30 protein-coding genes, 1 pseudogene and 1 riboswitch are annotated in these 26,869 nt (G+C 36.9%); of the genes and pseudogenes, 20 read left to right on the forward strand and 11 right to left on the reverse strand.

Annotation, left to right across the window (positions count from 1 at the left end; translation table 11 throughout):
• Window position 1: 1 nt before the first annotated feature.
• From ACFCYJ_RS01660 to ACFCYJ_RS01710, 11 genes are all read left to right on the forward strand, one after another.
• Window positions 2–961, forward strand: a complete 960-nt coding sequence (locus tag ACFCYJ_RS01660) for an ABC transporter permease (RefSeq protein WP_376069803.1) — start codon at window positions 2–4, stop codon at window positions 959–961.
• Between the two features lie 20 nt (window positions 962–981).
• Entirely contained in the window at window positions 982–1,128 is a 147-nt protein-coding gene (locus tag ACFCYJ_RS01665) for a hypothetical protein (protein WP_376069806.1), read from the forward strand.
• Window positions 1,082–2,020, forward strand: coding sequence for a zinc-binding dehydrogenase (locus ACFCYJ_RS01670; RefSeq protein WP_376069808.1), 939 nt, complete (start codon window positions 1,082–1,084; stop codon window positions 2,018–2,020). The genes ACFCYJ_RS01665 and ACFCYJ_RS01670 overlap by 47 nt, the downstream gene beginning before the upstream one ends.
• A 13-nt stretch (window positions 2,021–2,033) precedes the next feature.
• Window positions 2,034–2,219, forward strand: a complete 186-nt coding sequence (locus ACFCYJ_RS01675; RefSeq protein WP_376069810.1) for a hypothetical protein — start codon at window positions 2,034–2,036, stop codon at window positions 2,217–2,219.
• Complete coding sequence (locus ACFCYJ_RS01680) at window positions 2,173–3,060, forward strand: zinc-dependent alcohol dehydrogenase (protein ID WP_376069812.1); 888 nt, start codon at window positions 2,173–2,175, stop codon at window positions 3,058–3,060. Before ACFCYJ_RS01675 ends, ACFCYJ_RS01680 begins: the two co-directional genes overlap by 47 nt.
• A gap of 35 nt (window positions 3,061–3,095) precedes the next feature.
• Window positions 3,096–4,040, forward strand: a complete 945-nt coding sequence (locus tag ACFCYJ_RS01685; RefSeq protein WP_376069814.1) for a phosphoglycerate dehydrogenase — start codon at window positions 3,096–3,098, stop codon at window positions 4,038–4,040.
• A complete protein-coding gene (locus ACFCYJ_RS01690; RefSeq protein ID WP_376069816.1) occupies window positions 4,037–5,005 on the forward strand; it encodes a phosphotriesterase family protein in 969 nt (322 codons plus the stop codon). Before ACFCYJ_RS01685 ends, ACFCYJ_RS01690 begins: the two co-directional genes overlap by 4 nt.
• A gap of 19 nt (window positions 5,006–5,024) precedes the next feature.
• A complete protein-coding gene (locus ACFCYJ_RS01695) occupies window positions 5,025–5,978 on the forward strand; it encodes a shikimate dehydrogenase family protein (protein ID WP_376069819.1) in 954 nt (317 codons plus the stop codon).
• A gap of 1 nt (window position 5,979) precedes the next feature.
• On the forward strand, window positions 5,980–6,555 hold the full coding sequence (locus ACFCYJ_RS01700; RefSeq protein ID WP_376069822.1) for a glucose-6-phosphate isomerase: 576 nt from the start codon (window positions 5,980–5,982) through the stop codon (window positions 6,553–6,555).
• A gap of 11 nt (window positions 6,556–6,566) precedes the next feature.
• A complete protein-coding gene (locus ACFCYJ_RS01705) occupies window positions 6,567–7,211 on the forward strand; it encodes a bifunctional 2-keto-4-hydroxyglutarate aldolase/2-keto-3-deoxy-6-phosphogluconate aldolase (protein ID WP_376069825.1) in 645 nt (214 codons plus the stop codon).
• A gap of 116 nt (window positions 7,212–7,327) precedes the next feature.
• Window positions 7,328–7,951: an HAD family hydrolase gene (locus ACFCYJ_RS01710; protein WP_376069828.1), complete on the forward strand. Its 624-nt coding sequence runs from the start codon at window positions 7,328–7,330 to the stop codon at window positions 7,949–7,951.
• A 252-nt stretch (window positions 7,952–8,203) separates the two neighbouring features.
• Here the strand turns inward: ACFCYJ_RS01710 and ACFCYJ_RS01715 are convergent, their stop codons facing one another.
• Window positions 8,204–8,728 (reverse strand): GNAT family N-acetyltransferase, encoded by a 525-nt coding sequence (locus ACFCYJ_RS01715; RefSeq protein WP_376069830.1) that lies wholly within the window; start codon window positions 8,726–8,728, stop codon window positions 8,204–8,206.
• 163 nt (window positions 8,729–8,891) lie between these two features.
• Between ACFCYJ_RS01715 and ACFCYJ_RS01720 the strand changes: the two genes are divergently transcribed.
• On the forward strand, window positions 8,892–9,671 hold the full coding sequence (locus tag ACFCYJ_RS01720; RefSeq protein WP_376069833.1) for a GNAT family N-acetyltransferase: 780 nt from the start codon (window positions 8,892–8,894) through the stop codon (window positions 9,669–9,671).
• 359 nt (window positions 9,672–10,030) lie between these two features.
• On the forward strand, window positions 10,031–12,388 hold the full coding sequence (locus tag ACFCYJ_RS01725) for a M13-type metalloendopeptidase (protein WP_376069836.1): 2,358 nt from the start codon (window positions 10,031–10,033) through the stop codon (window positions 12,386–12,388).
• A 254-nt stretch (window positions 12,389–12,642) separates the two neighbouring features.
• On the opposite strand, the gene ACFCYJ_RS01730 is transcribed toward ACFCYJ_RS01725, so the two are convergent.
• Together ACFCYJ_RS01730 and ACFCYJ_RS01735 are read right to left on the reverse strand one after the other, a co-directional pair.
• Window positions 12,643–12,936, reverse strand: a complete 294-nt coding sequence (locus ACFCYJ_RS01730) for a 3-isopropylmalate dehydrogenase (protein WP_376069838.1) — start codon at window positions 12,934–12,936, stop codon at window positions 12,643–12,645.
• 536 nt (window positions 12,937–13,472) lie between these two features.
• Window positions 13,473–13,736 carry a Parvovirus coat protein VP1-like protein gene (locus ACFCYJ_RS01735; RefSeq protein ID WP_376069841.1) on the reverse strand — a complete coding sequence of 88 codons (264 nt, stop codon included), beginning with the start codon at window positions 13,734–13,736 and terminating at the stop codon, window positions 13,473–13,475.
• 221 nt (window positions 13,737–13,957) lie between these two features.
• On the opposite strand from ACFCYJ_RS01735, the gene ACFCYJ_RS01740 reads away from it, so the two are divergent.
• The 3 genes from ACFCYJ_RS01740 to ACFCYJ_RS01750 all read left to right on the forward strand — a co-directional run bounded on the left by ACFCYJ_RS01740 (window position 13,958) and on the right by ACFCYJ_RS01750 (window position 17,118).
• Window positions 13,958–15,004, forward strand: coding sequence for a DUF418 domain-containing protein (locus ACFCYJ_RS01740; protein WP_376069844.1), 1,047 nt, complete (start codon window positions 13,958–13,960; stop codon window positions 15,002–15,004).
• Between the two features lie 150 nt (window positions 15,005–15,154).
• A complete protein-coding gene (locus ACFCYJ_RS01745) occupies window positions 15,155–15,844 on the forward strand; it encodes a hypothetical protein (protein WP_376069846.1) in 690 nt (229 codons plus the stop codon).
• A 14-nt stretch (window positions 15,845–15,858) separates the two neighbouring features.
• Window positions 15,859–17,118 (forward strand): glutathionylspermidine synthase family protein, encoded by a 1,260-nt coding sequence (locus ACFCYJ_RS01750; RefSeq protein WP_376069849.1) that lies wholly within the window; start codon window positions 15,859–15,861, stop codon window positions 17,116–17,118.
• A 163-nt stretch (window positions 17,119–17,281) separates the two neighbouring features.
• On the opposite strand, the gene ACFCYJ_RS01755 is transcribed toward ACFCYJ_RS01750, so the two are convergent.
• On the reverse strand, window positions 17,282–17,476 hold the full coding sequence (locus ACFCYJ_RS01755; protein ID WP_376069852.1) for a hypothetical protein: 195 nt from the start codon (window positions 17,474–17,476) through the stop codon (window positions 17,282–17,284).
• A 239-nt stretch (window positions 17,477–17,715) separates the two neighbouring features.
• Window positions 17,716–18,189, reverse strand: a complete 474-nt coding sequence (locus tag ACFCYJ_RS01760) for a YbaK/EbsC family protein (RefSeq protein WP_376069855.1) — start codon at window positions 18,187–18,189, stop codon at window positions 17,716–17,718.
• 134 nt (window positions 18,190–18,323) lie between these two features.
• A riboswitch (guanidine-I (ykkC/yxkD leader) is annotated at window positions 18,324–18,419 on the forward strand.
• Between the two features lie 401 nt (window positions 18,420–18,820).
• Between ACFCYJ_RS01760 and ACFCYJ_RS01765 the strand changes: the two genes are divergently transcribed.
• The 3 genes from ACFCYJ_RS01765 (at window position 18,821) to ACFCYJ_RS01775 (ending at window position 19,999) form a co-directional block, all read left to right on the forward strand.
• Window positions 18,821–19,162 carry a DMT family transporter gene (locus ACFCYJ_RS01765; protein ID WP_376069857.1) on the forward strand — a complete coding sequence of 114 codons (342 nt, stop codon included), beginning with the start codon at window positions 18,821–18,823 and terminating at the stop codon, window positions 19,160–19,162.
• Window positions 19,162–19,476, forward strand: a complete 315-nt coding sequence (locus ACFCYJ_RS01770) for a DMT family transporter (protein ID WP_376069860.1) — start codon at window positions 19,162–19,164, stop codon at window positions 19,474–19,476. The genes ACFCYJ_RS01765 and ACFCYJ_RS01770 overlap by 1 nt, the downstream gene beginning before the upstream one ends.
• A gap of 250 nt (window positions 19,477–19,726) precedes the next feature.
• A complete protein-coding gene (locus tag ACFCYJ_RS01775; RefSeq protein ID WP_376069863.1) occupies window positions 19,727–19,999 on the forward strand; it encodes a hypothetical protein in 273 nt (90 codons plus the stop codon).
• A 153-nt stretch (window positions 20,000–20,152) separates the two neighbouring features.
• On the opposite strand, the gene ACFCYJ_RS01780 is transcribed toward ACFCYJ_RS01775, so the two are convergent.
• From ACFCYJ_RS01780 to tnpA, 6 genes and pseudogenes are all read right to left on the reverse strand, one after another.
• Window positions 20,153–21,028: a glycine betaine ABC transporter substrate-binding protein gene (locus ACFCYJ_RS01780; protein WP_376069866.1), complete on the reverse strand. Its 876-nt coding sequence runs from the start codon at window positions 21,026–21,028 to the stop codon at window positions 20,153–20,155.
• Between the two features lie 89 nt (window positions 21,029–21,117).
• Window positions 21,118–21,972: an ABC transporter permease gene (locus tag ACFCYJ_RS01785; protein WP_376069869.1), complete on the reverse strand. Its 855-nt coding sequence runs from the start codon at window positions 21,970–21,972 to the stop codon at window positions 21,118–21,120.
• Window positions 21,965–23,164 carry a quaternary amine ABC transporter ATP-binding protein gene (locus ACFCYJ_RS01790; protein ID WP_376069872.1) on the reverse strand — a complete coding sequence of 400 codons (1,200 nt, stop codon included), beginning with the start codon at window positions 23,162–23,164 and terminating at the stop codon, window positions 21,965–21,967. The genes ACFCYJ_RS01785 and ACFCYJ_RS01790 overlap by 8 nt, the downstream gene beginning before the upstream one ends.
• 283 nt (window positions 23,165–23,447) lie before the next feature.
• Entirely contained in the window at window positions 23,448–24,083 is a 636-nt protein-coding gene (locus ACFCYJ_RS01795) for a GntR family transcriptional regulator (protein WP_376069875.1), read from the reverse strand.
• Between the two features lie 257 nt (window positions 24,084–24,340).
• Window positions 24,341–25,417, reverse strand: a complete 1,077-nt coding sequence (locus tag ACFCYJ_RS01800; protein ID WP_376069878.1) for an RNA-guided endonuclease TnpB family protein — start codon at window positions 25,415–25,417, stop codon at window positions 24,341–24,343.
• A 5-nt stretch (window positions 25,418–25,422) separates the two neighbouring features.
• Window positions 25,423–25,756: pseudogene (gene tnpA, locus ACFCYJ_RS01805) on the reverse strand (IS200/IS605 family transposase).
• A gap of 375 nt (window positions 25,757–26,131) precedes the next feature.
• Here tnpA and ACFCYJ_RS01810 point away from each other — a divergent pair.
• Window positions 26,132–26,863, forward strand: a complete 732-nt coding sequence (locus ACFCYJ_RS01810) for a GTP cyclohydrolase II (protein WP_376069881.1) — start codon at window positions 26,132–26,134, stop codon at window positions 26,861–26,863.
• Window positions 26,864–26,869 lie beyond the last annotated feature (6 nt).

Consider the following 26,869-nt stretch of genomic DNA (forward strand, 5'->3'; position numbering starts at 1 on the left):
GATGACATCTACAGCTAAGAAATTTAACTGGAAAGGATTCCTGATTAATAATAATACTTTTATTATTTTACTGTTGCTTATTATTATTAGTGCAATACTTTCTGATACATTTTTAACGACAATGAATATTCGTAATATTTTACTGCAGCAAGCAGGCCCAATACTTGTAGCAATCGGTTTGCTTTATGTTATTTTAGCTGGTGGTATTGACTTATCAGTAGGTTCTATTATGGCATTAGGGGCTACTATATCAGCACTTTTAATTACTGATATAGGATTACATTTTTCTGTATCAATTACGATAGCAATTATAGTGGGACTCTTATTTGGGATTTTTTCTGGTGCACTTGTAGCTTATACAGGTATTCAAGGTTTTGTAGCTACCTTAGCAACAATGACAATTGCTAGAGGGGTGGCCTTTGTTATAACAGAAGGTAGACCAATAAAGGTTGAATCTGGAACAATTAATGTGTTGACGAGTAAAGATTTTCTGTATCCACTTATTTGGATAGCATTGATATTGATTGTGATATTTACACTTATTCAACGTTATACAGGTTTTGGACGCAAGATTGTAGCAATTGGCAGTAATGAAACAGCTGTTCAGTTAGCGGGTGTCCGTACAAAGGTTTATGTGATGTCAACCTATGCAATTTCTGGTGCACTTGCTGCATTAGCAGGAGTGTTTGTAGCTTCACGTACGTCTACTGGTAGTGCCACTATTGGAATGGGACAAGAACTAGATGCCATTGCAGCAGTTGTTATTGGTGGTGCAAGTTTAATGGGTGGGAAAGGCTTTGTATTAAATACAGTAGCGGGTGCTTTGATTCTGGGTCTTATTGGAAACATAATGAATTTAATGGCTGTACCGTCGTACCCTCAGGATATTATTAAAGGAATTATTATTATTGCTGCTGTACTTCTTCAAATTATGACTAGTAAAAAGGAAAGAACTATTTAGATAAAGAAGGGGGAGGTATAGTGAAAACGCTAATTGTTAATGCCGAAAGTGAGCTGTTTTTTAAAGAAGTGCCAATGCCAACGATTACTACAAAACAAGCGCTTGTTAAAATGTTAGCATGTGGTATTTTGTGGTACGGACGCCACAATTATAAAGGGCGGATTTAAAGGCTTTAAGACATCATCATATCCAATTATGCTTGGGCATGAGGCAGTAGGTCGTGTGGAAAAAGTAGGAGCGGAGGTTGTTTCCTACAAAGAAGGAGACATCGTTATATTGCCTTTTGCACCAACAGTTCAACTAGATGATGGAACAATAGCTACTTCAGGCTGGGGTGCTTTTAGTGAATTTGGTGTAATCGATGACCAACAAGCATATGAAGACGATGAATGCCCAGAGGTTGCTTATGCTCAGCAAGTACTGCCTGCTAATCTTTTAATAGAAGAAGCCCCTATTTTTGTAACTTTGCGAGAAGTATATAGTACGATTCAATATTTCGACATTAATGAAGGTGCAACAGTATTAGTTTATGGTAGTGGTCCTGTGGCATTAGCATTCATTAAGTTGATGCAATTAAGTGGTATCGAATCAATTGCAGTAGTTGTTAGAAATGGGGCGAAGGAAGAACTAATGCGTAAGTCTGGTGTAGCAACCATTATTAATACTGAAAACGGATTAGTAAAAGAACAAATCCAAAAAATTTATCCGAACGGTGTTGAATATGTATTAGATGCTGTTGGGAATGAGCGAATTTTGAATGAAGGTCTTACTTTATTAAAAGACCGTGGAGAATTGCTTTGTTACGGTGTTCCTAAAGGAAGCCAACTGCATTTAGATTATGAAGAAGCTCCTGATAATTGGAAAATTAATTTCCAGCAGATACCTTATAAAAATGAAGAAGGTGCTTGTCATGAAAGAGTTCTTCAGTGGGTTGAGGAAGGAAAGTTAGTGTTACGTGATTTTTTATCGGACGTTTATTCATTTGAAAATATTATACAAGCATTTGAAGATTACTTATCTGGTAAAACAGAGCGCAAAGTAGTCATTGTGTATGGATAGAGGAGGAAATGGCATGAAAATGAAGCAAGCCATTATGACAAAGCCCGCCACAATTATATTTCAAGAAGTGGATGTCCCAGCAGTAGGAGACAATCAAGTGAAATTAGCAATCAAAAAAATTGGTGTTTGTGGATCGGATATTCATGTTTATCATGGGCAACACCCTTACCACGCATTTTCCTGTTGTACAAGGTCATGAAATAGCTGCTGAAGTTGTTGAAGTAGGTACTAATGTATTCTCTGTACAAATTGGAACAAAAGTGACAGTCCAACCTCAAGTAGTTTGTGGAGAATGCTTCCCTTGTCAAAATGGCATGTACCATGTCTGTGAGGATTTAAAGGTGATGGGCTTCCAAACAACAGGACTTGCTTCTGAATATTTTGTTGTCGATGCAGATAAATTAACAGTACTTCCTGATAGCCTATCATTTGATAAAGGAGCTATGGTTGAGCCATTAGCTGTTGCTGTACACGCTGTGAAAAGGGTTCTGAATATTGGGGATAAAGATGTGTTAGTAATTGGCGGAGGACCAATTGGAAATCTTGTTGCGCAAACGGCTAAAGCATTTGGGGCAAATAAGGTCGTTGTGTCAGAGCTAAGCGAAGCAAGACTAGAAATGGCTAGAAAAGTTGGATTAGAGATAATTGATAATAAAAGTGAAGATTTACAAGAGGGCATTATTAGGCACTTTGGTATGCGAAAGGCAGATGTGATTTTTGAGTGTGTAGGTTCTTCATTGACTGTAGCAAATTCTATTAATATTGCTAGAAAAGGTAGCACAGTAGTTATTGTAGGTGTTGTGTCGAATCTTACGGAAGTAAATATGGGTTTTGTTCAGGATCGAGAGCTACAAATTTTAGGTACGGCAATGTATCAATCACAAGATTTTGATAAAGCTGTCGAGTTATTAATAAATAAAGAAGTTGAGGTTGAATCATTATTTACAAATCATGTGAAATTTGAAGATTATCTAGAGGCGTATCATATTATTGAGGACAACAAAGATAAAGTAATGAAGGTCGTTATTGATGTTGATTAATATGATTTAAGCTTCATGTAAAAGGAGAGAAGCAAATGCCGAAAATCTTAATTATGCCAAAATCATTTCAAAAATATAAAGAAAAGCCAATAGAAATGCTAACAACTATGGGTTATGAAGTAATCGAAAATACGACAGGTAAAACATTGACAGAGGAGCAATTATTGAGCTTCACAGATCAAGATGTTGTAGGGATTATTGTTGGTGTAGACCCTTTTACAGAAGAAGTATTACACAAGTTTACTAGTTTGAAGGCAATCTCAAAATATGGTGTAGGAATGGATAATATTGATTTACAGGCAGCTACAGCACAAGGGATTAAGGTGGAAAATGCAAAAGATACAAATAATATTTCGGTATGTGAATTAGCACTTGCTTTAATGTTTGAATGCGCAAGAAAGCTGTCCTCCACAATCAAAGGTGTCAAAGATTTCGGATGGGATCGTTCTATCGGAATTGAACTAACAGGCAAACATTTATTGATTGTCGGTGGCGGGAAAATAGGAAAAGAAGTTGCGAAACGTGCTAAAGGCTTAGCGATGGAAGTTACGATTTACGATCCATATATGCGAGATGAAGAATTCCTTCAAGCACATCAAATTGGTTATGCGACTGATTTTACAGAAATTATTCAGCAAGCAGATATCATTTCTTTGCATTTACCTGCGACATCTGAAACAAAGCATATTATGGATGCTGCAGTTTTTGAAAATATGAAACCGTCTGCGATGCTCATTAATACAGCACGTGGGGAATTAGTAGATGAACAAGCGCTACTAAGTGCATTAGTTCAAGGACAAATTGCTATTGCTGCTCAAGATGTTTATTCGGTGGAGCCACCAGAAGTAGGCGATGCTCTTGTTCAACTCGATAATTTTATTTTAACGCCACATATTGGTGCTTATACAGAGGAAGCAGTAGAGCGTATGGCGATTGTTTCAACACAAAATATACTGAACCTGTTGAATGAGCAGGGGTGAATAGTAGAATGCAAATGACTATTACAACGATAACTGGTGAAAAGGGAAGAAATGAACTTGGCATTACGCAACCACATGAGCATCTTTTTTTAAAAAAAGGCATTCCGATGCAGGTAGATACGTCACTTGTTATTGATGACTATGAAAAAACGAAAAATGAAGTGCTATTGGCAATGTCGCATGGTGTTCAAACAATTGTAGATGCGCAGCCAATCGGTGCTGGAAGGAATGCAGCATTGTTAAAAAAAGTATCTGAAGAAAGTGGGCTAAATATCATTGCATGTACAGGTTTTCATAAGCTTGTATTTTATAAAAGCGATCATTGGATACATGGCGCCTCTTCAGGGGAATTGACGGAATTATTTGTTAATGAATTAACAAATCATCTTTATCAGGATGGTGAGGACAACTGGCCGTCTACAAGCATTGATGGAAAAGCAGGACTTATTAAAACTGCGGCAGATATGCAAGGGGTAGCAGGTCGATATTTCTCATTATTTAAGGCGGCAGCTACAGCTTCAAAATTAACGAATACAACCATTATGTCTCATACAGAACTAGGCTATCATGCTTTAGAGCAGATTGCTTTTTATGAAAAACATGATATAGCACCTGAAAAACTGATTATTTGTCATTTAGACCGAAAGACGGAAAACTTGGAGTATATGCTCCAAGTAGCTGAAAGTGGCGTTTATATCGAGTTAGATACAATTGGTCGTTTCCGTTATCATTCGGATGAAGATGAGGTAAATATGATTTTAAGACTTTTAGACAAGGGACATGAGGACCGTATTTTACTTAGTCTTGATACAACAAATAAAAGGATGCGTCATTACGATGGCGGCCATATAGGCTTAGATTATTTACAGACAACATTTTTACCAATGCTAAAAAAAGCAGGAGTTAGTGACAGCATGATCAGAAAAATGACGATAGACAATGCTGCTCGCGCATTAGCAAAGTAAGTGGGAAGGATGACTAAACATGGCTAGCATACCGCAAGTAGCAACCGCACCAACGATGTATTTTATAGGTGTGACAACAACTAAATCTTCTATTATGAGGATTTTTCCAGAATGGATGAAAGTTTTAGGTTTTCCAGAGGCAAAGTTATTCGGCATTGATTTACCTATTCATGCAACGAAAGAGGAATATAGAGCAGTTGTTGATTTTATTAAAAACGACCCACTATCATTAGGTGCGCTTGTGACAACGCATAAAATTGATATTTATGCCGCAGCTAAAGATTTATTTGACGAACTAGATGAATATGCTCAAATGTTTGGTGAATTATCATGTATATCTAAACGCAATGGCAAACTAGTAGGTCATGCTAAAGACCCGATTTCTAGTGGACTAGCATTACAGCGTTTTATTCCTAGCGGATATTGGCAAAAGCATAATGGAGGGGTCATGCTATTAGGTTCTGGGGGTAGCGCTATAGCTATTTCATCTTATTTATTGAGTAAAGATAAAGGGCAAGAGACTCCTCAACGTATGATTATTACCGATTTAGATATGAAACGCTTGGAAGAAATCGAGCATATTTTACAAGATGTAAATAGAAAAGCAAATGTCGAATATCATTTAGTTACCTCACATGAACAAACAGATGAATTATTATCTTCATTACCGTCAAATTCATTGGTCATTAATGCAACTGGATTAGGAAAAGACCGTAAAGGATCGCCGATTAGTGATAAAGCTGAATTTCCACGCGATAGTCTTGTATGGGAATTAAACTATAGAGGAGAATTAGATTTCCTTCATCAAGCAGAGAAGCAAAAACAAGTCAAAAATTTACGTGTAGAAGATGGCTGGATTTATTTTATACATGGCTGGACACAAGTGATTTCTGAGGTTTTTGATATTCAGCTGACAGATAAAATAATGGAAGAAATCGAGCTTACTTCAACGATTAAAAGGTGGAGGGATTAATATGACGCAGTCAGTAAAAGCATTTACTACAGATTTTGATTTAACTACAGGTTTATCTAAAAAAACACCTTCAGTTAAACGTCAACTATCAAGTATGAAGAATATGTATGCCAATCAACAAGCATATAATGGGAAGCTACAAAACGAAAATAATCCGTTAATTTATGAATTTTATGAACTGGATATCCCACAAACAAGTGGTGACATCTTATTTGGTACGAGCGTTCTATATCCTGGCAAAGTGGGCGAGGAGTACCATATGACAAAAGGACATTTCCATACAATTTTAGAAACAGGTGAAGTATATTATTGCCTAAGCGGAGAAGGGTTTATGTTAATGGAGAACCCAGAAGGTGATTGGCAAATTGAAAAATTCAGCCAAGGTCAAGCAGTTTACGTCCCACCGCGTTACGCACATAGAAGCATTAATACAGGTAATAAGCCACTTATTACTTTTTATGCATTTCGTGCAGATGCTGGCCATGATTATGGCACAATCGAAACAAAAGGCTATCGCAAGCTAGTCGTTGAAAAAGATGGTCAGCCTGAGGTTATTGATAATCCTAAGTGGAATTAAGGGGTGTCACAATGATTACAAAACACAATACATTAAAGCAGATTACAGATGCTGGACTTGTCGCAGTTGTACGTGCAGATAATATTGAACAAGCCAAAAAAATTACCGAAGCAGCCTTAAATGGCGGTGTTTCTGCAATTGAGATTACTTATACCATTTCAGGTGCAACAAAGGTGATTGAAGAACTGGCTAATACTTTCCAATCGGATATTATTTTAGGAGCTGGCACAGCATTGGATGCTGAAACAGCTCGAATCGCAATACTTGCAGGGGCAAAATATATCGTTAGTCCAAGCTTTAACATAGAAACAGCCAAGCTATGTAATAGATATCAAATTCCTTATATGCCAGGTGTTATGACAATTGAAGCAGCGATACAAGCAATGGAATATGGTGCAGATTTGCTAAAGGTGTTCCCTGGCGAGTTAATGGGACCGAAAGTAATTAAAGCATTTAAAGGACCTTTACCACATGCTAATTTAATGCCTACAGGCGGTGTCAATATTAGTAATGTAGGTGAATGGATTCGTGCAGGCGCTGTAGCTGTAGGAGCGGGTGGTAGTCTTATCGGCAATCCAGAGGTTGATGGATACGATAAAATTACACAAACAGCAAAAGTATTTATACAAGAAATACAGCAAGCAAGAAATAACTAAACTCGAAGCAGGTCCTGACGAACACTGTAAAAGCATGTTTATGTTGCAGGATGTTGAGAAATTTTCACATTTCTCAACATCCATATTTTGTATAATGTTGATGAAGGAGGTTGCATATGGACATAGAAAGCATTATTTTCGATTTGGATGGGACACTTTGGGATTCAAGAAAAACAGTAGCGCAATCATGGACGCAGGTAGTTCAGGCGTCTCCTTACGGTAAAGGGAAGATAACCGAAGAGGATTTATCTAAAACGATGGGCTTACAAATTAAAGAAATAGCTGCTGTATTATTTGATTATCTTGATGAAGAAAAGCAGATGGAGCTTATTTTAGCATGCTGCCAGCAAGAGCAAGATGATTTATTACGTAATGGCGGTAATTTATATCCGCAGTTAGAAGAAACTTTACTAGCTCTTTCAAAAAAATTCCGCTTGTTCATTGTGAGCAATTGTCAGGAGGGCTACATAGAAACATTTTATGCATTTCATAAACTAGAGAAATATTTTCTTGATTTTGAAAATCCGGGGCGTACAGGCCTGTCAAAAGGAGAAAATATTCAATTAATTATGGAAAGGAATCACATAAAAAACGCTGTATATGTGGGAGATACACAGGGAGATATGCTTTCTGCAAAGTTTGCAGGGATTCCCTTCGTTTTTGCTTTATATGGTTTTGGTAAACCAGAGGAGTATGACTATATCATCGAAAAGCCATTTGATTTATTAAATATATTTTAAACAGAGTATAGAGTCTGTCTTTTCTGACGGTCTCTCTACTCTGTTTTGGTTAAGGAGAGTAGGGAATTTTAACATCATATTTATTTGTACAAACAAACCTGCTGGGAAAGCTGAGTAGGAAGTGTACTCGGACAAAAATCCATTTAGCTTGGATTTTTATTTTGAAATTTGGATTCCGATTAAGTAACAGAAATGAAAGTAGCCAAGAATGTTCATAGATATCATTCTTGGCTTTTATTTTTTTACATTAATCTATTTTCTTAAAGAATAAACATTAATGTCATAAAAAGATTCTTTGGATTCTTCATATTCCTGAAATGTTCCTTCAAAAGTAAAATTCAATTTCTCTACTACTTTTATAGAATTCCTATTACCAGGCTCTATTTTTGCTTCAATTTTAGTTATGCTTAAAGTGGTGAAAGCATAATCAATCAAAGCGGAAATACATTCTGGCGCATAGCCCTTTCCCCAATAAGCTTTAGCAAGATCATAGCCAATTTCCGCTGTAGCGCTCTCTACGTCAAAAGAATTGAATCCACAAGAACCGATAATCTCATTGGATTCCTTCTCAATAATTGATAAGCGAATAGCCTTGTGCTCCTTAGCTAGTTGATCAAAAAGCTCAATCATTTCCTTCGCTTGTTCTTCATGAGTAAAATTGGTGATATTCATAAATTTCGTCACATCGGGATCTGACCAAATTTTAAATAAACTATGTGTATCAGCCATCTTCATTTTTCTTAAATATAATCTTTTTGTGTAAATTTGTTCTATCAATACTTTTACCTCCAAGTTTTAATTAATAAGTTTGGATGAAAAATATTGCTATCTGCGCATAATTCAGTCCCTTCAAATTTCATGTATCTATTATACAATAATTCTAGTAATTTCTAAAATGTTAATCTGTATGAAGAGATACAAAAGAATAGGGGAAATGATCATGTTCAAGGTAACGACCGAGAATTACTCGATTATCAAAGAAATAATAGAAAGCGCGCCAACATTTGTCTACAGTATTCTAGATCAGGTAATAGAAGGTGCTGTCTATGCCGACAATGAAAGCCTTCATTCACTACTGTTTCAAACCAAATCAGGAATATACTATGTTTATGGTGATTCATCCAGCGAGCAAGTCATAAGTAAACTCGCGGCTTTACTACAAGAATCTATTGAGGAAAGTAAACGTTTCACATTATTTTCTTACTCAGATGATTGGAACACAAAAATTGGACAACGATTAGATGGTCTTGTGAAAAAATTCGAAAGATACACTTTTACTTTTGCTATAGATGCTTATAACGATAGAGAAAGACGAGAACCGCTAGACTACGAATTCATTAAAATCAAGCAGCGTCAAATTGAGCATTGTTTAGAATTTGACAATCAATATTATGAGGAATACTGGGGTTCTACCGATAATTTCCTTGAAAATGGTTTTGGTTTTTGTCTTCAGCATGAAAATAAGATTATTAGCGAAGCGGTTTCTATTTTTAAATCACATCAATTAGCAGAGGTTGATATAGTTACTGATCCGAATTATAGAGGTAAAGGATTAGCAAGCTTCATTGCAGAGAAATTTATTGATTTTTGTATTTTAAATGATATACAGCCTTGTTGGGATTGTGATATTCACAACCAAGCATCTTATCATTTAGGCACTAAGCTAGGATTTACTAACCCGCAAAAATATGCAATTTATATAAAATCTAAATGTTCATAAAAAATGCTCACGGTGAAAAAATATTTTATTAAAAGTCAAGGCTGAAACTATTTTAAATAGTGAATTCTTATTTAATGTTACATATTATATGTATAGAAATTAAAGGATAGAAGAGCCTAAATAAATGCGCTCTATCTATCCTCTTTTTTACCAGAATGACCCTATTTACTACAACAACTAATTTGTTCGCTAATCAATCTAATGTTGCGGTAATTCAAAAGGAGCTCTCAAAGATTGTTGCTTCCAGTTTGGCTACCTTCTTCCAATGAAATAAATGAACTACAAAGGTTTTGAATGGTGGAAATTCTAAATTCTACCCATTTAACTTTATTTATACAAATCTACTATAGAGGAGCACGATGATGAAAAAGAAGTTTTTATCCTTACTCATGGCCATTATAATGGTCCTATCTGTTAGCGTATCGGTGTATGCCGATGAAACGTCGCCACCAGCGACAAGAGGAGAGATCGTTAAAACCTTGTTGATGGCAGCAGACGCTTATCAACCAGAAATTAATAAAGAAGCCGTTATGCAAGGCTCTAAAAACGGAGATTTAAGAGAGAATGAGCCAGCTAAGAAGGTTGAAGCTTTAGTCATGTTGAGCAGGGCATTCGGCAAATTGCCAAAGCCTGTCGGAAATGATCAGCGCAGTGGAACATTTGGCGTCGAGTTCACAGATGTACCCGCTTGGGCTAAGAAAGATATCAATAAACTGTCAAAAGCAGGCGTACTGACGGGCAACCCTGACGGCACATTAGGCGTAAATGACACGATTACGATCGATGAGTTCCAAAACATTATTGCCAGAATTTGGACGCTTAAAGGCTCCCATTTAAATGACGATTTTTATGAAGCGATCAATAAGGAATGGTTAAATAAATCGACAATTCCGGCAGGAGAAATCATGGGCGGCGTATTTTCAGAGCTGTACAAGCAAAATAACGATAAAATAGAAAAAATAATAGATGAGCTCGTTGGCAAACAGTTCGCAGAAGGAACAAAAGAACAAAAAATTGCCGACTTCTATTCGACAGCGTTAGATTCAAAAAATAGAAATAAACAAGGGATTGAGCCCATCCAAAAATATGTAAAGGCAATTGACGGGGCTAAAACGCTTGATGAACTCGTTCAAGCAGATCTTATCCTGGAGAAAGAATTGGGTCTAACCTCATTATTCAGCTTTTCAATCATGAACGATGCAAAGAACAGCAGTGAAAATGCTTTGTATTACTCTGGATTAACTACTGGTCTGGATAAGAACAGCTTTGTAACGGAAGACTCGAAAGCGAAAAAAGCCTATATTCAATATATGACCAGACTTCTTGTGGCATCGGGCGAGGAAAAGTCTGCTGCGAAAGCAATTGCCGAGAAAGTTTACGAAATGGAGAAAAGCTTAGCTTCTGTATCGCTTGAACCTCATGAACAAGGCGACGTCAATAAATACTATAATCCGTATACAATCGAACAATTCGATGACATGTTCAAAACAATAGATATGAAACAAGTCTTGAAATCGATGAAAGTCGACAGTGCTGATAAAGTGATCGTAACCGATGTGAAGCTGGCGAAAAAAGGCGCGGATCTCTTGACTGAGACTAATCTTAACGTACTTAAAGCTTACTCCAAAGTGCAATTGCTTATGGCAACAAGCGGTTCGTTGTCAGATGAATTCAGAGATGCTGCAATTGAGTTTGACGCAACGTTATACGGCGTTACAGGTGAAAAAACAGCTCAAGAAATCGCAGTAGCCAAGACAACTGGCACAATGGGCGGATATTTGGAGCAAATGTTTGCCGAGAAACATTTTTCACCAGAAGCTAAAAAAGATGTTGAGCAAATGGTAGAGAAGTTAATTGCTACGTATGAGGAAAGAATCAAAGCTCTTGATTGGATGTCAGAAACAACAAAAGCGAAAGCAATTAAAAAGCTGGATACGATGGTTGTTAAGATCGGTTATCCAGATAAATGGGATACGACATTAGATAAAGTAGCTATCAAGACATATGACGAAGGCGGTTCGCTGTTCTCTAATACCGTCACAGTAAACAAAGCATACATTGATGACATGAAAGCCAAGCTAGGAAAACCCGTGGACAGAACGAAATGGGCAACGAGTGTATATACCGTAAATGCTTTCTACAATCCTTTTAATAACGAAATTACGTTCCCTGCCGGTATTCTTCAAGCGCCTTTCTATGATGTTAAAGGTAAACCTGAAGCAAACTATGGTGCCATTGGCATGGTCATTGGCCATGAAATCAGCCATGCATTTGATAACAACGGATCTGCATACGACGAAAATGGAAATGCAAATAACTGGTGGACAGAAGAGGACTTTAAGAAATTCAAAGAGAAAAACCAGAAACTGATTGAGTTCTATAATGGAATTGAGATTATTCCGGGTGTGTTGAACGACGGTCAGCTTACACTAAGCGAGAATGTCGCTGATTTAGGTGGAATGGCTGCTTCACTGCAAGTTATATCCAAAATGAGTAATCCGGACTATAAAGCATATTTCGAAAGCAATGCAGAAGTGTGGAAATCCACAACCACAAAAGAATTTGCAGCGATGCTGAGCAAAAACGATGTACATTCAGCCGCTAAAATTCGGGTAAACCGCACGATTGTAAACTTCCAGCAATTCTATGATACCTATGGAATTAAGCTTGGAGATGGCATGTATGTAGCTCCGGAGGATCGAGTTTCCATCTGGTGAAAATTAGAGCAGATAGAGCAATTCCGATAGCACTTACATTAATAAAGGTAAAGAGGCTGTCTAGGAAGTCCTTTTTAGAGTAAGGCTGTTTTCCTCAAAGATTGTTGCTGTTAAAACAAAAAGGCAGATTTAATCTACAAAACGTGTAGAATAAATTCTGTCTTTTTGTTTCGATATTTCGTGAATCGAAAATGTAACTAAAGCACCCGATAATTTAAGTGTATTCATTCACAAACTAAGTTGATTTTGCATAATCACATTTTTCTACTATTATATTTTTTAATTATAGTAACTGAAATCGCAAGAAGAAATATGATAAGACTATTTATTAGTAAATAGTAGGCAAGATTCAGCCCGTAGAATACCGCAAAGGCATCACGAATAATAAATAGTGCTAATAAGCTTCCTAGGCCACCAAATACACCTGCTAGTAGTAATATTATGAAAGCAGTAGAATATAGATTTTTCTTTTTTTTGAAGAATATAAACCCAATAACATTTGCCATAACGATAAAAAAGCCCATAAGAATTAAGAAAAAAACTTCCATTTAACTCCCTCTTTTCAAAAAACGATTTTTCTTAATGGGATAACTATCCCTTGGATTACTTTTCCTTCTAGACTCATTATATACAATAAATGTAATTAAGGTGGAGTATTGTACAAATTTCCCTAATAATACTATCACCAGTTTAAGATAGTTTAAGATGATATATCCAATCTTTAATTACTGAACAATATGTGAAAATTAATAAATAAGGTGTAACCCACTTTTATTTGCGAATATCCAAGAATTTGTGAAGAATCATATTGAAGAAGATAGCTAAACTGGAAGCAACAATCTTTGAGAGCTCCTTTTGAATTACCGCAACATTAGATTGATTAACGAACAAATTAGTTGTTGTAGTAAATAGGATCATTTCTGGTAAAAAAGAGGATAGATAGAGCGAATTTATTTAAGCTCTTCTATCCTGTTAATATATACATATAATGTGTGACATTAAATAAGAATTCACTATTTAAAACAATTTCAGCTTATAACTTGACTGTTCATAAAAAAATAACATCGTGAGCTTTCTTTATTATTTAAAAGAACCCATTGCGCATTTCAAAGATATTGTAAAACAATCTAGCATCTCTAGCCATTTTACTATTAGCGTTCATTTGTGGTCGTAAGCAGTTTTGGAACATTTCATCGCAATATCTTGATCTACCATATCGAGCATAACATTCGTCGTGTAATTTGCAGCATGAATCTACGGCATTGATAGGTCTACCTGGTCCTGAACATCCTGGTCCACAGTATTTATAACCGGGGTAGCAAAAACCAAATCTGCGGTGTCTGTACATTATCTATTCTCCTTTTTAAAAGAAATAATTGTTACTATAAAATATGAAATTTTTGCTTTTAGAAAGGGATTAAAAACTAATGTAAGCGAAAAAAGGCATTAACTTATGAGAAAAATCTATAAATGTAAGGTTCCTGTAAGCTTATAAAAAAACTGCTGTAAGGATGGAAAGCTAAAATAGCTATAGTGCAGTAAAGTTTGAAAGATAAGGAGTTTTAAAGAATGAATCCATCCGTACCTCAAAAAGAAAGAATCGTTTCCTTAGACATTATTCGTGGGTTAGCGTTATTTGGCATTTTGTTTATTAATGTAGCGGCCTACCAGATAATAGTAGAGGGAGGTCCGATGCCTGACTATAGTGGAATTAATGGTATTATTAGTACGCTTATTGGTATTTTTATTGAGAAGAAATTCTTTTCGATTTTTTCATTCCTCTTTGGTGTAGGTTTTTATATTTTTGCTTCGCGTGCAGAAGCTCGTGGCGATAAGCCAAGATGGCGTTTTGCAAGACGTTTACTAGCTTTATTGTTAATTGGCATTGTTCATATTTTTGTTTTCTGGGGATCAATCCTTGCTATTTATGCAGTAATAGGTTTCTTACTGATACCTTTTTATCATGCAAAGATTTCAACAATTAGTAAATGGTTATTTGCGATTATTACTGTTCATATCCTGTGTATTCTTGGACAAATATTAATGCCAAATCAAGAAGCCTTTTCAACTGTTTTTGGTTTATTAGGAAATGATGCAATTACTATTTTTATCATGTTTTTAACTGGTTTTTTAGTAGCAAAAGCTGATTGGATTAGTCATGTAAGTGAATACTCAAAACAAATAAAGTGGCTACAATTTGTGACGTTCCCACTTTTTGTTGGCATTTCAATATGGATTTGGTTTGCAGCTCAAGGTGGATACGAAAATCTAAATTCCGTTATTAGTTTAGGGGTAATTCCGACAACGTATTTTTACTTAGCTTGTCTATTTGTTATGTTAGAAAATAAGAAAATTGCGAAGCTGCTTAAGCCAATTGGACGAGTTGGGCAAATGGCATTTACAAACTATTTAGCTCAAAGCTTTATTGGCCTAGCTCTTATGTCGTTAATGGGGCTTGAAGTTGTTTCACCTTCTGATGCGGTGATTATTGCAATCTTAATTTTTATCATTCAAATTATCTTTAGTGTCATCTGGTTCAAATTCTTTAAAATGGGGCCATTTGAAAAGCTATGGCGCTTTATGACATATGGAAAAAAAGCAGTACCGACTAAATAAATATCTTTGCGCGAAACTCCCTGGAGATGAATGATTCCAATCCACCAGGGGGTTTTTAGTGCTATGATAATATGTATGAATTTGTAAAAAATGAAACCTAAAGAAGGGGATATCCGTAAATTAGGTATCGACATAAAGGAGAAATACGAAATGGCAAAACAAATGAAAAAATATATAGCAGTCACAACAGCATCATTTATGGCTATGCAATTAGCCGCGTGTGGGAATACAGAAAGTCAAAATGTCGGGGAGTCCTCTGCCTCTTCAGCTGATACAAATAATGTAACGGAAGAAAACAATGCGGCAACAGCTAGTGATGATTTACAAAGTGTCTATAACAGCGACATGGCAAATGCATGTGATGAATGGAAAGAAAGTGATGATGGTTCGTTCGAGTGTTTAGATGAAAATTCGCCTCATTATGCACATCATTTCTTTAATGGACTTATGTATGCAACTGCCGGAGCAATGCTAGGAAGTGCCATTTATAAAAGCCGCAATCTAAAGGATGGTACAGATAGAGAGGATAGAGGTGGCGGTTCAGCAGTGCCACGTACGAATCATAGTAATGCTAGCGAAAGTAAAAATACAAATGGAATTACTACGAACGGCTCTCAAAATTCGTCTGGTACAACATCTAATAGTTCAAATAACTCAACAACAAATAGCTCTAATTCAAATACAAGCGGTTCCAACTCTTATTCGAGTGGTAAGCGTTCATTCTCAAATAGTTCAGATTCATCTTCGAATAGTTCTTATTCAAATCACTCATCGTCCAGCACTGGAAAATCAGGCTTTGGCTCAGGTGGTGCCTCTCGAGGTGGCTCTTCATCTTCTTAAAAGGAGAAATCAATATGGACAATTATTTTCAACAACGCCAAGCATTTTATTCTAAATTCCCTAATTTCTTTCCAGACTTTGAGAATCTAGAGTACGCCTTATACGATGTACTAGATTTACCCAAAGAGAAAATCGATGAAATTAACTATGCATCTACTATACTTTGGAAAATATTTTTAAAGGTTGGCAAACAATTTAAGTATTTATTGGATGAACAACTTTTAGCACTAGGCATTCGTTCTGAAATGCTGCCATACATCCAATTAGATTATTTACAGCAACAATCGATACTAGCTCGCTTCGATTTTATATGTACAGAGGACGGACAAATAAAATGTCTTGAATTAAATGGTGAAACGCCATTTCTTGTCCAAGAAACCTTTGAGATCAATGAAGCGCTTTGTCAGCATTTAGGATTTGATAGTCCGAATGATGTTTCGGCATTACATAAAACCTTGTCTGGTGCACTTTTTGCGGCTATGCATTATTTAAATGATGTGAAAAAACCTAAAATCATCATTACAGGGAAAACGGCTGCGGAAGATTATGAGGAATATTGTCAGGTACAGTTTTTAAAGAAATGTATACCTTTTGATGTGGAATATGTTCCTATACAAGAGCTTATCATTTTTTCTAGTAACACTGCTAATATAGCTCGTGGCCTATATACGCCAGCCATGGAGAAAATTGATATTTTATATCGTCCTGCACACCCAGTAGAGTTTTTAATAGATGATATGTCTTCCGATGGTGAGCGTATAGGTCTACAATTATTGGAACTTGTAAAAGACGGGCAGCTTGCTATTATTAACGCACCCGCTGCATATGTATTGCAATCGAAAATTTTATTATGGCTGATTTGGGAGCGAAAAGATGATCCGCTTCTTTTTAATGCAGAAGAGCGAGCTGCTATTCAGAAATATATGTTGCCAACATACCTTTCGGCAGAACCATTTGTTCAGGAAAGCTTGCCGTTTGTCAAGAAACCTGTCTATTCGCGGGAAGGGAATACTGTAGAAATTTATGCAGGGGATGGTACGAAAACAAATGCCTCTGTGTATACCCATTATGATGATAATTTGTTTATTTATCAGCAATATGTAGAAATGCCCTCTATAACGATAAAGCTTAAGGAAGGATTACAAACAAAGAAATGGTTAATCGGCTCATTTATCGCTGATAACCGTGCATGTGGCTTATCTTGTAGAGTAGGCAATCAAATTACAGAATGGGATTCCCACTGGTTAGCTGTTGGATATAGGGAAGAAGCTTAAATAAAAATCGGCGAGACTTTCTATAAAGTTTCGCCGATAATGATGCAATGTTACTCGTTCTAGCTTTTACGGACGTCAATCCATTCTTTATATGGTGTATAGGTTTCTAATACAGAAATAGTAAGCCCAATGGCGGTGTTGCTACTGCCACATGCATGGAATATTAGCCTCGTAAATCTTTATTTTTTTCTCGTTTATAGTCTTGTCTAAAGAAAATAAGGGAAAGTATCAGTAAAATTATTGGAAGAAAAAAGAATCCAGAGTCATATTTAACTGAGTGCTCCATTTTAAGTCCAAACAAATAAATGAATAAAATAAAAGAAACAGATAAAGAGATTGTTCCCGCTATAGTTTTCATTGCAAGCCCCCCGTTATATTTTCTTACACCTCGATACTCCTAAATATTTTATACTTTCAATTTAAATGTAGTAAGGCTTTTTTCTGGTATTAGAATGAAACAACTATATAAACCTTAAACATTACTAAAAAATATGTTTCGCTTTAAAAAACATCTTGCATGCTGCCGCTTCGCTTTCGCGCAAAAAACATTTGTTGGCCTAAAGCCTCTGGCGGATTAAAGTATCGCCGATAATTATTTTACTCGCTCCAGCCTTTGCAGACATCAATCCAGTCTTGATATGGAGTATAGGTTTCTAATTCAGAAATAGTAAGCTCAATGGCGGAGTTGCTACTGCCACATGCAGGGAATACTGTTGTGAAGCGTTTAAGTGATTCATCTAAATAAATAGCAACGCCCTCATTCACGCCAAAAGGACAAACACCTCCTACATCGTGTCCAATCTTTTCAAGTACTTCATCTTTTCCAAGCATCTTTGCTTTTGTACCAAAGGCAGCTTTAAATTTTGCATTGTCGACTTTGGCATCGCCTGCAGCAACAATTAATATCGCTCCATCGTTCACGAGAAACGATAAGGATTTCGCAATGCGTTCAGGCTCGCACCCGAGTGCCTGTGCAGCTAGTTCAACGGTCGCCGAGCTTTCGTTTAGTTCCTGTATTTTGTGTTGCACATTCCATTGTGCTAAATGTTCACGTGCTTTTTCAATTGCCATATGTAATACCTCCTTACAATACTATGTTTTATTTTAACATAATTTTCTGAATACAACGCTGTTTATCTTTCTGAATGGTTAGGTATAAGTAGAAAAGACCTGAATAGTTTGCTATACTAGTAGCACAATCAAATAGGATAGTTTTCTAGGGTTCCGTAGCAATGCTAGTCTGGTCCGAGAGAAAACCACAAATTGATTTTGTGACACGGAAGGATAAAAGCCTGGGAGATACTGTTTACAACAGTGTTTCTTAGGCTTTTTTTATTTTGGTTACTGGGGAAGGGAGTTAAAGAAAAATCTTAGTTCAGGAATAGACAGAGTGAAGTGCTCGGGTAGGTCAGAGAACTGATCGGGTATGTCGGAGAAGTGATCAGGTAGGCCAGAGAACTGATCGGGTATGTCAGAGAAATGCTCAGGTAGGCCAGAGAACTGATCGGGTATGTCGGAGAAGTGATCAGGTAGGTCAGAGAACTGATCGGGTATGCCGAAGAAGTGATCAGGTATGCAAGAGAAATGCTTAGCTAGGTCAGTAATTTGATCAGGTATGCCGGAGATCACTCACTTTGCTCAAAGGGAACTGTCCAATAATAGTCATTCATCCGTGTTTAACAATAAAATGGAGGAATTCGCAATGAACAAACAATGGTTAAGTGTCGTAATTGCTGCTTTTTTTGAAGTCGGCTGGGTTATTGGATTGAAGCATGCAGGGAATGCCCTCGAATGGATTGGTACCGCTATTGCAATTGTTGTTAGCTTTTATTTATTAATTAAGGCTGGAGAAAGCTTACCAGTCGGTACTGTTTATGCAGTATTCGTAGGATTAGGGACAGCGGGTACTGTATGTGCGGATAGCTTACTGTTCGGAGAGCCATGGAAATTAGCTAAGATTTTATGTATTGTCGTTTTACTTGCAGGGGTCGTCGGTTTAAAGCTAGTGACAGGTGAGCCTAAAGAAAAAGAGGTGAACGAATAATGGCATGGGTTGCATTAGTAGTCGCGGGACTATGTGAGATGATGGGTGTTTATATGATTAGTAAATATAATGATGCTAAAAGTATAAAAAATTTGGTGTTATTGATTTTCGTATTTACTTTGAGCTTTGCTGGCCTTGCATATGCTATGGAAACATTACCAATGGGGACAGCCTATGCAATTTGGACAGGAATTGGAGCGGCAGGTGGCGCTTTACTAGGAATGTTGTTTTTCAATGAATCCAAGGATTGGAGACGTATTGTTTGCATTACTCTTGTTTTAGGGTCAGCTATATCTTTGAAATTATTATCTTAGCTAATAGTTTAAATAGTCGCCTGGCATCGGTCAAATCGTTGTAGGGTGACTTTTTTATTTATCATACCCGACAAAAGTTCGCTGTTGCTTTAAAAAGAAATAAATAACATATTTAAATATTATTCAAAATTTGTTAAAATAAGGATATGCATTGTTGGTGTTTAGGAGTTCTTGAAATTTTTCTAAGTAGATGTTAATTATTCCTATGAGGCTATGTTATTTTATATAGCATGTGGAGCTATTTAATGATATGGAAGCAGTCTTAAATGATGTTCTTCAATCAAGTTATGAAAAGCCTTTAAAAAAAGACAGACAACCACTCATTAGTTGTCCGTCAATTTTTAACTTCTTTCAGCAAGTGTCTTTTGTAGCGAAAGCGAAGCGTCAGCTACAGAAGTCTCCCACCTCTATAGGTGGTGAGATGAATGCAGGTTTAAGTTGCTTTTCAATGGGTTTCCAAACATCCGCTGAAATAGAGGAACTCAGTCTAAGAACGCCACGTCCTGTGGCAACGACTGAGTGACCAACTTCGGTGCTGCTGACGCTGCGTTAGCACTACGCTTTCGCGCAAAAAACATCTGTTGGCCTAAAGCCTCCGGCGGATGTCACAGAATCGGCTTTGTGCATGCACAAAGCCGATTCAGGACGCAATTATGCCGAGGCATAATTGATAGAATTATTTTTTTACATCCTTCGTCCATTCAGCAACTTTGTCTGCATTGTCTGCAATCCAATCTTTAGCGGCTTGTTTTGGGTCTTTGCCATCCATAACTTCTAGCATAACGCTCTCTAAGTCTTCTGATGTCCAATGGAAGTTATCTAGTACAGAATATACATCTGGTTGATCTTCTTTTAACCCTTTACGAGCGAATGTGTTAATCGTTTCTTCGCCACCATAAATACCTTTTGGATCTTCTAAATATTTAAGGTCATATTTAGCGAATTTCCAGTGAGGGGACCAGCCAGTCACAACGATGTCTTCTTTGTTTTTAATCGCTTTAGCAAGAGAAGTTGTCATAGCACCAGATGAAGATGTTAATAGGTTCCAATCTGCTAAGTTATCATATTCATCTAAAGCTTTTTCAGTAGCAGCTGTAATCCCAGCACCAGGCTCAATACCTGTAATTGTGCGATCTGCTTGCTTTTTTAAATCTTCAATCGAATTAACGTCCATATAGCTTGGTACTACTAAACCTATTTTGGCACCAGCAAGGTTTTCACCTAGCTCATCAAGATCAGCCTTATATTTTTCGTACTGTGGGGCATGTGTATTTGGCAACCATGCGGCAACCATACCATCTGCTTCACCTTTTGAAACAGCCTCCCACATAATTGCATTATCGAGTGGTGTTAATGTTACATTGTAACCTAAATCCTCAAGCACCTGCCCAACTACATTTGTGGAAGCAATTTCTGTATCCCATTCAACGTAGGCTAGATTGACGTCCTTTGAGTTACCATCGCTCTTACTTGAATCATCACCACTACATGCAGCTAGCAAAAAGCCAAGCCCTAAAGCCATCCCTAATTTAGTTAATGTTTTCAGTTTCATCGAATCTTCCTTTCTTATATATATATTCAACTACAACACGTAAATCTAAAGCTAGAACTAAGACTTTCACTAAAAAATTGTCTCTTTATCTAAACAGCTTTCTTCTTATTAAAGCTTTGCGTTAAACGGTCTATAACAATGGCGAAAATAACAAGACCTAGACCTGCAACAAAGCCATTTCCAACCTGTGTACGTTGTAATGCCGTTAATACTTCGCGTCCTAGACCAGGTGCACCAATCATTGAAGCAGTTACAACCATTGAAAGTGATAGCATGACAGTTTGGTTAATCCCAGCCATTATAGTTGATTTGGCAAGAGGAATTTCTACTTTAAATAGTTTTTGACGTGAGGTACTACCATATGAATCCGCAGCTTCCACTAATTCTTTTGGTACTTGGCGAATTCCTAGGTTCGTCATACGTACAGTAGGTGGTAAGGCAAAAATAACGGATGCAAATACGCCAGGTACTATCCCAATACCAAAGAAGGCAACGGCAGGAATCAAGTATACGAAGCCAGGCATTGTTTGCATGAAATCGAGTATCGGCTTAATCACATTTTCAGCTACAGTTGACTTGGACATTAGAATGCCAAGTGGAACACCTAAAATGATGGAGATGATACTTGAAAAGAGTACGAGCGTAGTTGTTTCCATAAGATGTGTCCATAAGCCTTGATTATAGATAAATAACAAACCAATTAATGAAAACGTTGCGAGCCCGAATTTCTTACCTGTAACGAAAAAGGCAAAAATGACAATAAGTAAAATAAGAATAATCGGAGGAATGCTCACTAATAAATCAGTGACCTGATTCATGAGTAGTTTTCCATTTTTTTGAATCAAGTTAAAAAACACTGAAAAATTACTCGTCAACCAGTCCATAACTGATTCTACCCATGGTCCCACTGGTATTGCTGGAATATTGTCTAAAAAATTATTCATGTGCAGCTGCCTCCTCATCGCTAGTTGAAAGTGCTTCGATGACAACACCCCGGATAAGAACACCAAGCAAGCGCTCATCTTTTACAACTGCAATAGGAGTAGGAGAATTATGAATCAAACCTAATATATCCTGTAAAAGCATATCTGGTGGAACGGTCAACATATCTGATTGAACAATTGAATGTACCGTTTGTTCTTGTCTTTTAGCTGCAGCCCGTGCATCGTCAGCGGTAATATAGCCTTTTAAATGTCGATTTTTGTCAACGGCCATTAGTAAACTAACCGTTTCTTCGCGCATTCTTTTAAGTGCTACGGTCGGTCCATCTACATCTACATTGACAGATACAGGTCGAACCATAGCATTTTCAGCAGTTAATACTTTAGAGCGATCGACGTCTTCTACGAAGGTTTTAACATAATCATTTGCAGGATTTGTTAAAATTTCTTCGCCAGTTCCAATTTGAATGATTGAGCCATCTTTCATAATGGCGATACGATCACCAATACGTAATGCTTCATTCAAATCGTGGGTGATAAATAAAATTGTTTTTTTCATTGTGCTTTGTAAATCGAGTAGCTCATCTTGCATTTCTTTACGAATTAATGGATCGAGTGCAGAAAAAGCCTCATCCATTAGTAATATTTCAGGGTCATTTGCAAGTGCACGTGCTAATCCAACACGTTGTTGCATACCGCCTGATAATTGACTAGGATATTGGTCCTTATAAGCAAGTAAGCCTGCATTTTCGAGAGCCTGCTCTGCTTTAGCTTGTCGTTCTTCCTTTGATATGCCTCTGATCTCAAGGCCATATTCAGTGTTTTGAAGAAGTGTACGATGGGGGAATAAACCGAAGTTTTGAAAGACCATACTCATTTTATTTCTTCTTACATTACGTAAACTCTCTTTGCCCATTTTAGAAATATTTTCTCCATCGATATAAATATTTCCGCTTGTAGGCTCGATAAGCCGGTTTAAAAGTCTGATAAGCGTTGACTTTCCACTTCCTGACAATCCCATGATGACGAAGATTTCACCTTCATTTACAGTAAAGCTTGCATCGTATACACCAACTGTTGCACCTGTTTCCTTTAAGATATCAGTCTTGCTTTTTTGTTGCTTGACAAGTTCTAATGCTTGGGGAATATGTTTTCCGAAAACTTTAGAAACATGCTCCACTTTTATTTTTTCCAATAGAACCATTCCTTTCGTAGATCAATTTCGCCTTGGCGTAATGGGTGTTGCTTCACTTACGCACAGATAAAATGCCACTGTATGTGACATTTTTAGGCTTAGTTTTTCTATTTCAGTAGGTGCTTGGACATCCACTGAATGAAGAAAAATACTATTTGAGGATAATGATACCCAAATATAAACAAGTAACAACTTAACACTAACAAAGAGTTGTTACTTCTGTCAAATCGACAAATGACAAAAAATCCGCTTAAACGCTGTTATATCAGCGTTTAAGCGGATTTTAAATTGGATATAAAAAGCTCAGAACTCGAGCGAAACTTTCATCATTACCGATAAAGTAAATGATATCTCCTTCTTCCAATGACACATATGGACCAGGTGATAGTAATAATTCATTTTTACGACGAATTCCGACAATCGTGCTAGACGTATTTTGCCAAAAATTCAATTCCTGTACTGTTTGGTGGATACAAGGACTATCAGCTGTCAACTCTAATTGATATGGGATAAATGGATTGACGGATCGGAAATGTTCAGTTCGACTAATAAGTTGTTTGGTCTTTTCCTGTAAATTTATTAATTCTTGGTGTTGCTTTTGAATGCTTGTCATAAGCTCATGTTGTAGTTCGTGGACAGATTGAACATCCTGGAATTGTCGGACAAAAGATGCAGCCTTTTCATAGGAGATAATAATAACCCCACTACCTTTAGTGGCCTCCACAATTTCCAAGTCTTGCAAAACAGCAATCGCTCTTCTTGCAGTTTCTGAAGAGACATTATATTGGCTAGCTAGAGACGATCTTGCGTAAATTTTATCGCCAATTCGATATTTTCTTTCCACGATTTTTGAGGCTAGATCGACAGCTATTTGCTGGTATTTTGGCTGCTTCACCTGCACATTTTTTTCTAATTGCATTCTTAACTTCCTTTCGTTCATTACAGTTACCACAGCTTATTATAGACTAGCCTGCACAGAAAAAATAGCACCTCCATAAGCTATTAGTATATGATTACAACTTGAGACTCCCACGACTTAAGTCGCAAGTCCTACAACTTACGGTATGACGGGTGGGATTCCTGAGTAACTAAGCGTTCGCAGTCCATTTCTGTTTTGAACAGCTCTCAAGATGGGGGGGATCTCATTACCCTTCCTAAGACAGTGCATATAGCATCTTAGGCTGATTGACTGTTACCATCAATCACAGGTGCATATCGAATATTCATTGCACCGACTAAATCACGATGTTTTTCGAATCCACATTTACACTTATATTTTCTATCATATGCCTTATTCTTCTCGGAACATTTCGGGCATGTTTGACTTGTGAATGCAGGATTCACAAATTCAACTTTAATACCCACTAGGTTCGCTTTGTACGCAATGAATTGAGCAAGACGATAGAATGACCAGTTATGCAGATTCTTTTCGTTTTTACGGCTTGTTCTTGCCGTCTGTCTGATGTTCGTTAGTTGTTCTAAACGAATGACAGAAATCTTATTTTCTTTAGCAAAATTAACAATCGCACGACTAACCTTGTGGTCTTGTCCTTTCATGTATCGCTGTTCTTTATCATTAAGATTACGAATAGCATTTAATTTCTTTAATTTACTTAACTTCTTACGTTTGTATTTAAATGTACGTCTGACATATTTGTTTTGTCTACCATTTCCAATGAAACAAGCGCTTCCATCATCTGTCACTGCAACAGCAGGGACTTTCAAACCCAAATCTACACCCATTACCCCTGTTCCTGTTTTTTCACTTGTAGGAATGGTGACAGCTATTTGTGCCATCCATTTATTCGCTTTTTTCGTGATACGAAGAGTACCTAATTTGTGTTTCAACAAATCCAAATTGCGGTTAACCTTATCGACCAGCAAAGTACGAATAGGCGTTTTAGTTGCCTTGCCATCCATCATGATAGGCATTGAAATGTGCGTTAAATCAAAAGAATAGTTTTGGTTATTCCAAATACACACTGGCTTCTTTAACACAGGAACAACCTTGTATTTATTTTTCTTCACTTTCTTAAACACACTTTTAGCGTCTTTAATCGCTTGGTTTTTAACAGCACTTGGCAGGTCGGCAGAAATATCCTTGCTTGATTTTTTTGTACTTTTCTTATCTGCAACCATTTCAGAAACAAGAGCATTGATTGTATAAACATACGATTGACTCATATTCTTCAAAATAGAAGCCTGTTCTTTTGTTGGAAGCAATTTGATTTTCACTGTTATCGTTTGCGTCACATAATTCACCCCCTTGTTTTTTGTTGTTCCACATAACGTTTGATGGTTTCACTCGATACGTTTCCTGCGGTAGATACAAAATAGGAACGTGTCCATAGGCTTGGCAAATGTTGTAGATGAGGAAATTCCTCTCTTAACTTTTTAGACGTTACTCCTTTGATTTTTGCCATAATATCAGCAGGACTAAGCGTTGGTATGGTCTTTGTCACACTCCAAAGCAACAATGTCAATTTCTAATTCCTCACATATTTCCTGCACCAAAAGTTTAAAGCGTTCCTCTACATCTGAACGAAAAAAATTTCCCTCTGTACCGGGGACAAAAACGAAAGGATAGTTAATTAATGATACGGGTTCGTTCGTCTATATTCGTTCATATACACAATGTAGCAGTTTTTTTAAAAACTGCAACATACATACAAAAAAAGTGTGGGATTTTTCGGATACTTGAAGCACCATAAGCCTTTCGGTTTTTAGTGGCACTCCGTATCCGCCCTCACTCTCAGCCCATACCTGAAGGAGTGGGCTTTCCCGTTCAGAAAATCTGTAATGTAGCAGGTTTTGTTTTAATTAATTATTTTTAATAGAATAAGAGCTGTAGTTTGACAGTTGTTAGTTATTATTATAAACTAAGTTACGTTATGTAAGTGATATGAAAATATAAGTGCTCAGTTAGTAGGTTTAGCTAGCTGTTAACAATAGAAGGTTGGAGAAAATATGACAATTACTACTAAAGTTTTGGATATAGTGAAAGACAAAATGACGATCGTGAAGCAATCTGAAACTGAAAATATTTGCCTAGTTGGTCCAGTGAAATTACCGGTAAAACAGGGCGAATTTTCAGCGACATTTCAGTGGTATAACTGGTTGAAAGTGGGTGCTGATTTATCAAAAGAAGAAATTATTGATGAATTAGCATCTGCAAATTTAGCTTCTTTACAACAGTCATCAGTACTTGTTTATGGAGATTTTGCACATGCAGAGGATGCTTTAATTCGTATGCATAGCATTTGTCATACAGGTGATATTTTTGGAAGCCAACGCTGTGATTGTGGTTATCAATTACATGAATCGATGAAAATGATTGTGGAGCATGGCTGCGGTGCCATTTTCTATTTAGCAGATCATGAAGGTCGTGGTATCGGGTTATTCTCAAAATCGCTCGCTTATTTATTACAAGAAGAGGGGTTAGATACGGTTGAAGCAAACCATGCTCTTGGCTTCCCGGACGATACTCGTTCTTATGAAGATGCCATTACTGTGTTAGCTGCACTGCGTTCAAAGCCAGTTACACTGATTACTAATAATCCAAAGAAACTTGCTGCATTACAGGCGCATGGTTTAGCAGCAGAAGGACATGTCCCATTATGGGGAGGATTAACGGAGACAAATCGTTTTTATTTAAACACGAAAGTAGAGAAATCTGGACATTTGCGCGAAGAGAAGTGAGTGGAG

The organism is Lysinibacillus sp. NPDC056232 (genome assembly GCF_042267565.1).
GTDB lineage: Bacteria > Bacillota > Bacilli > Bacillales_A > Planococcaceae > Lysinibacillus.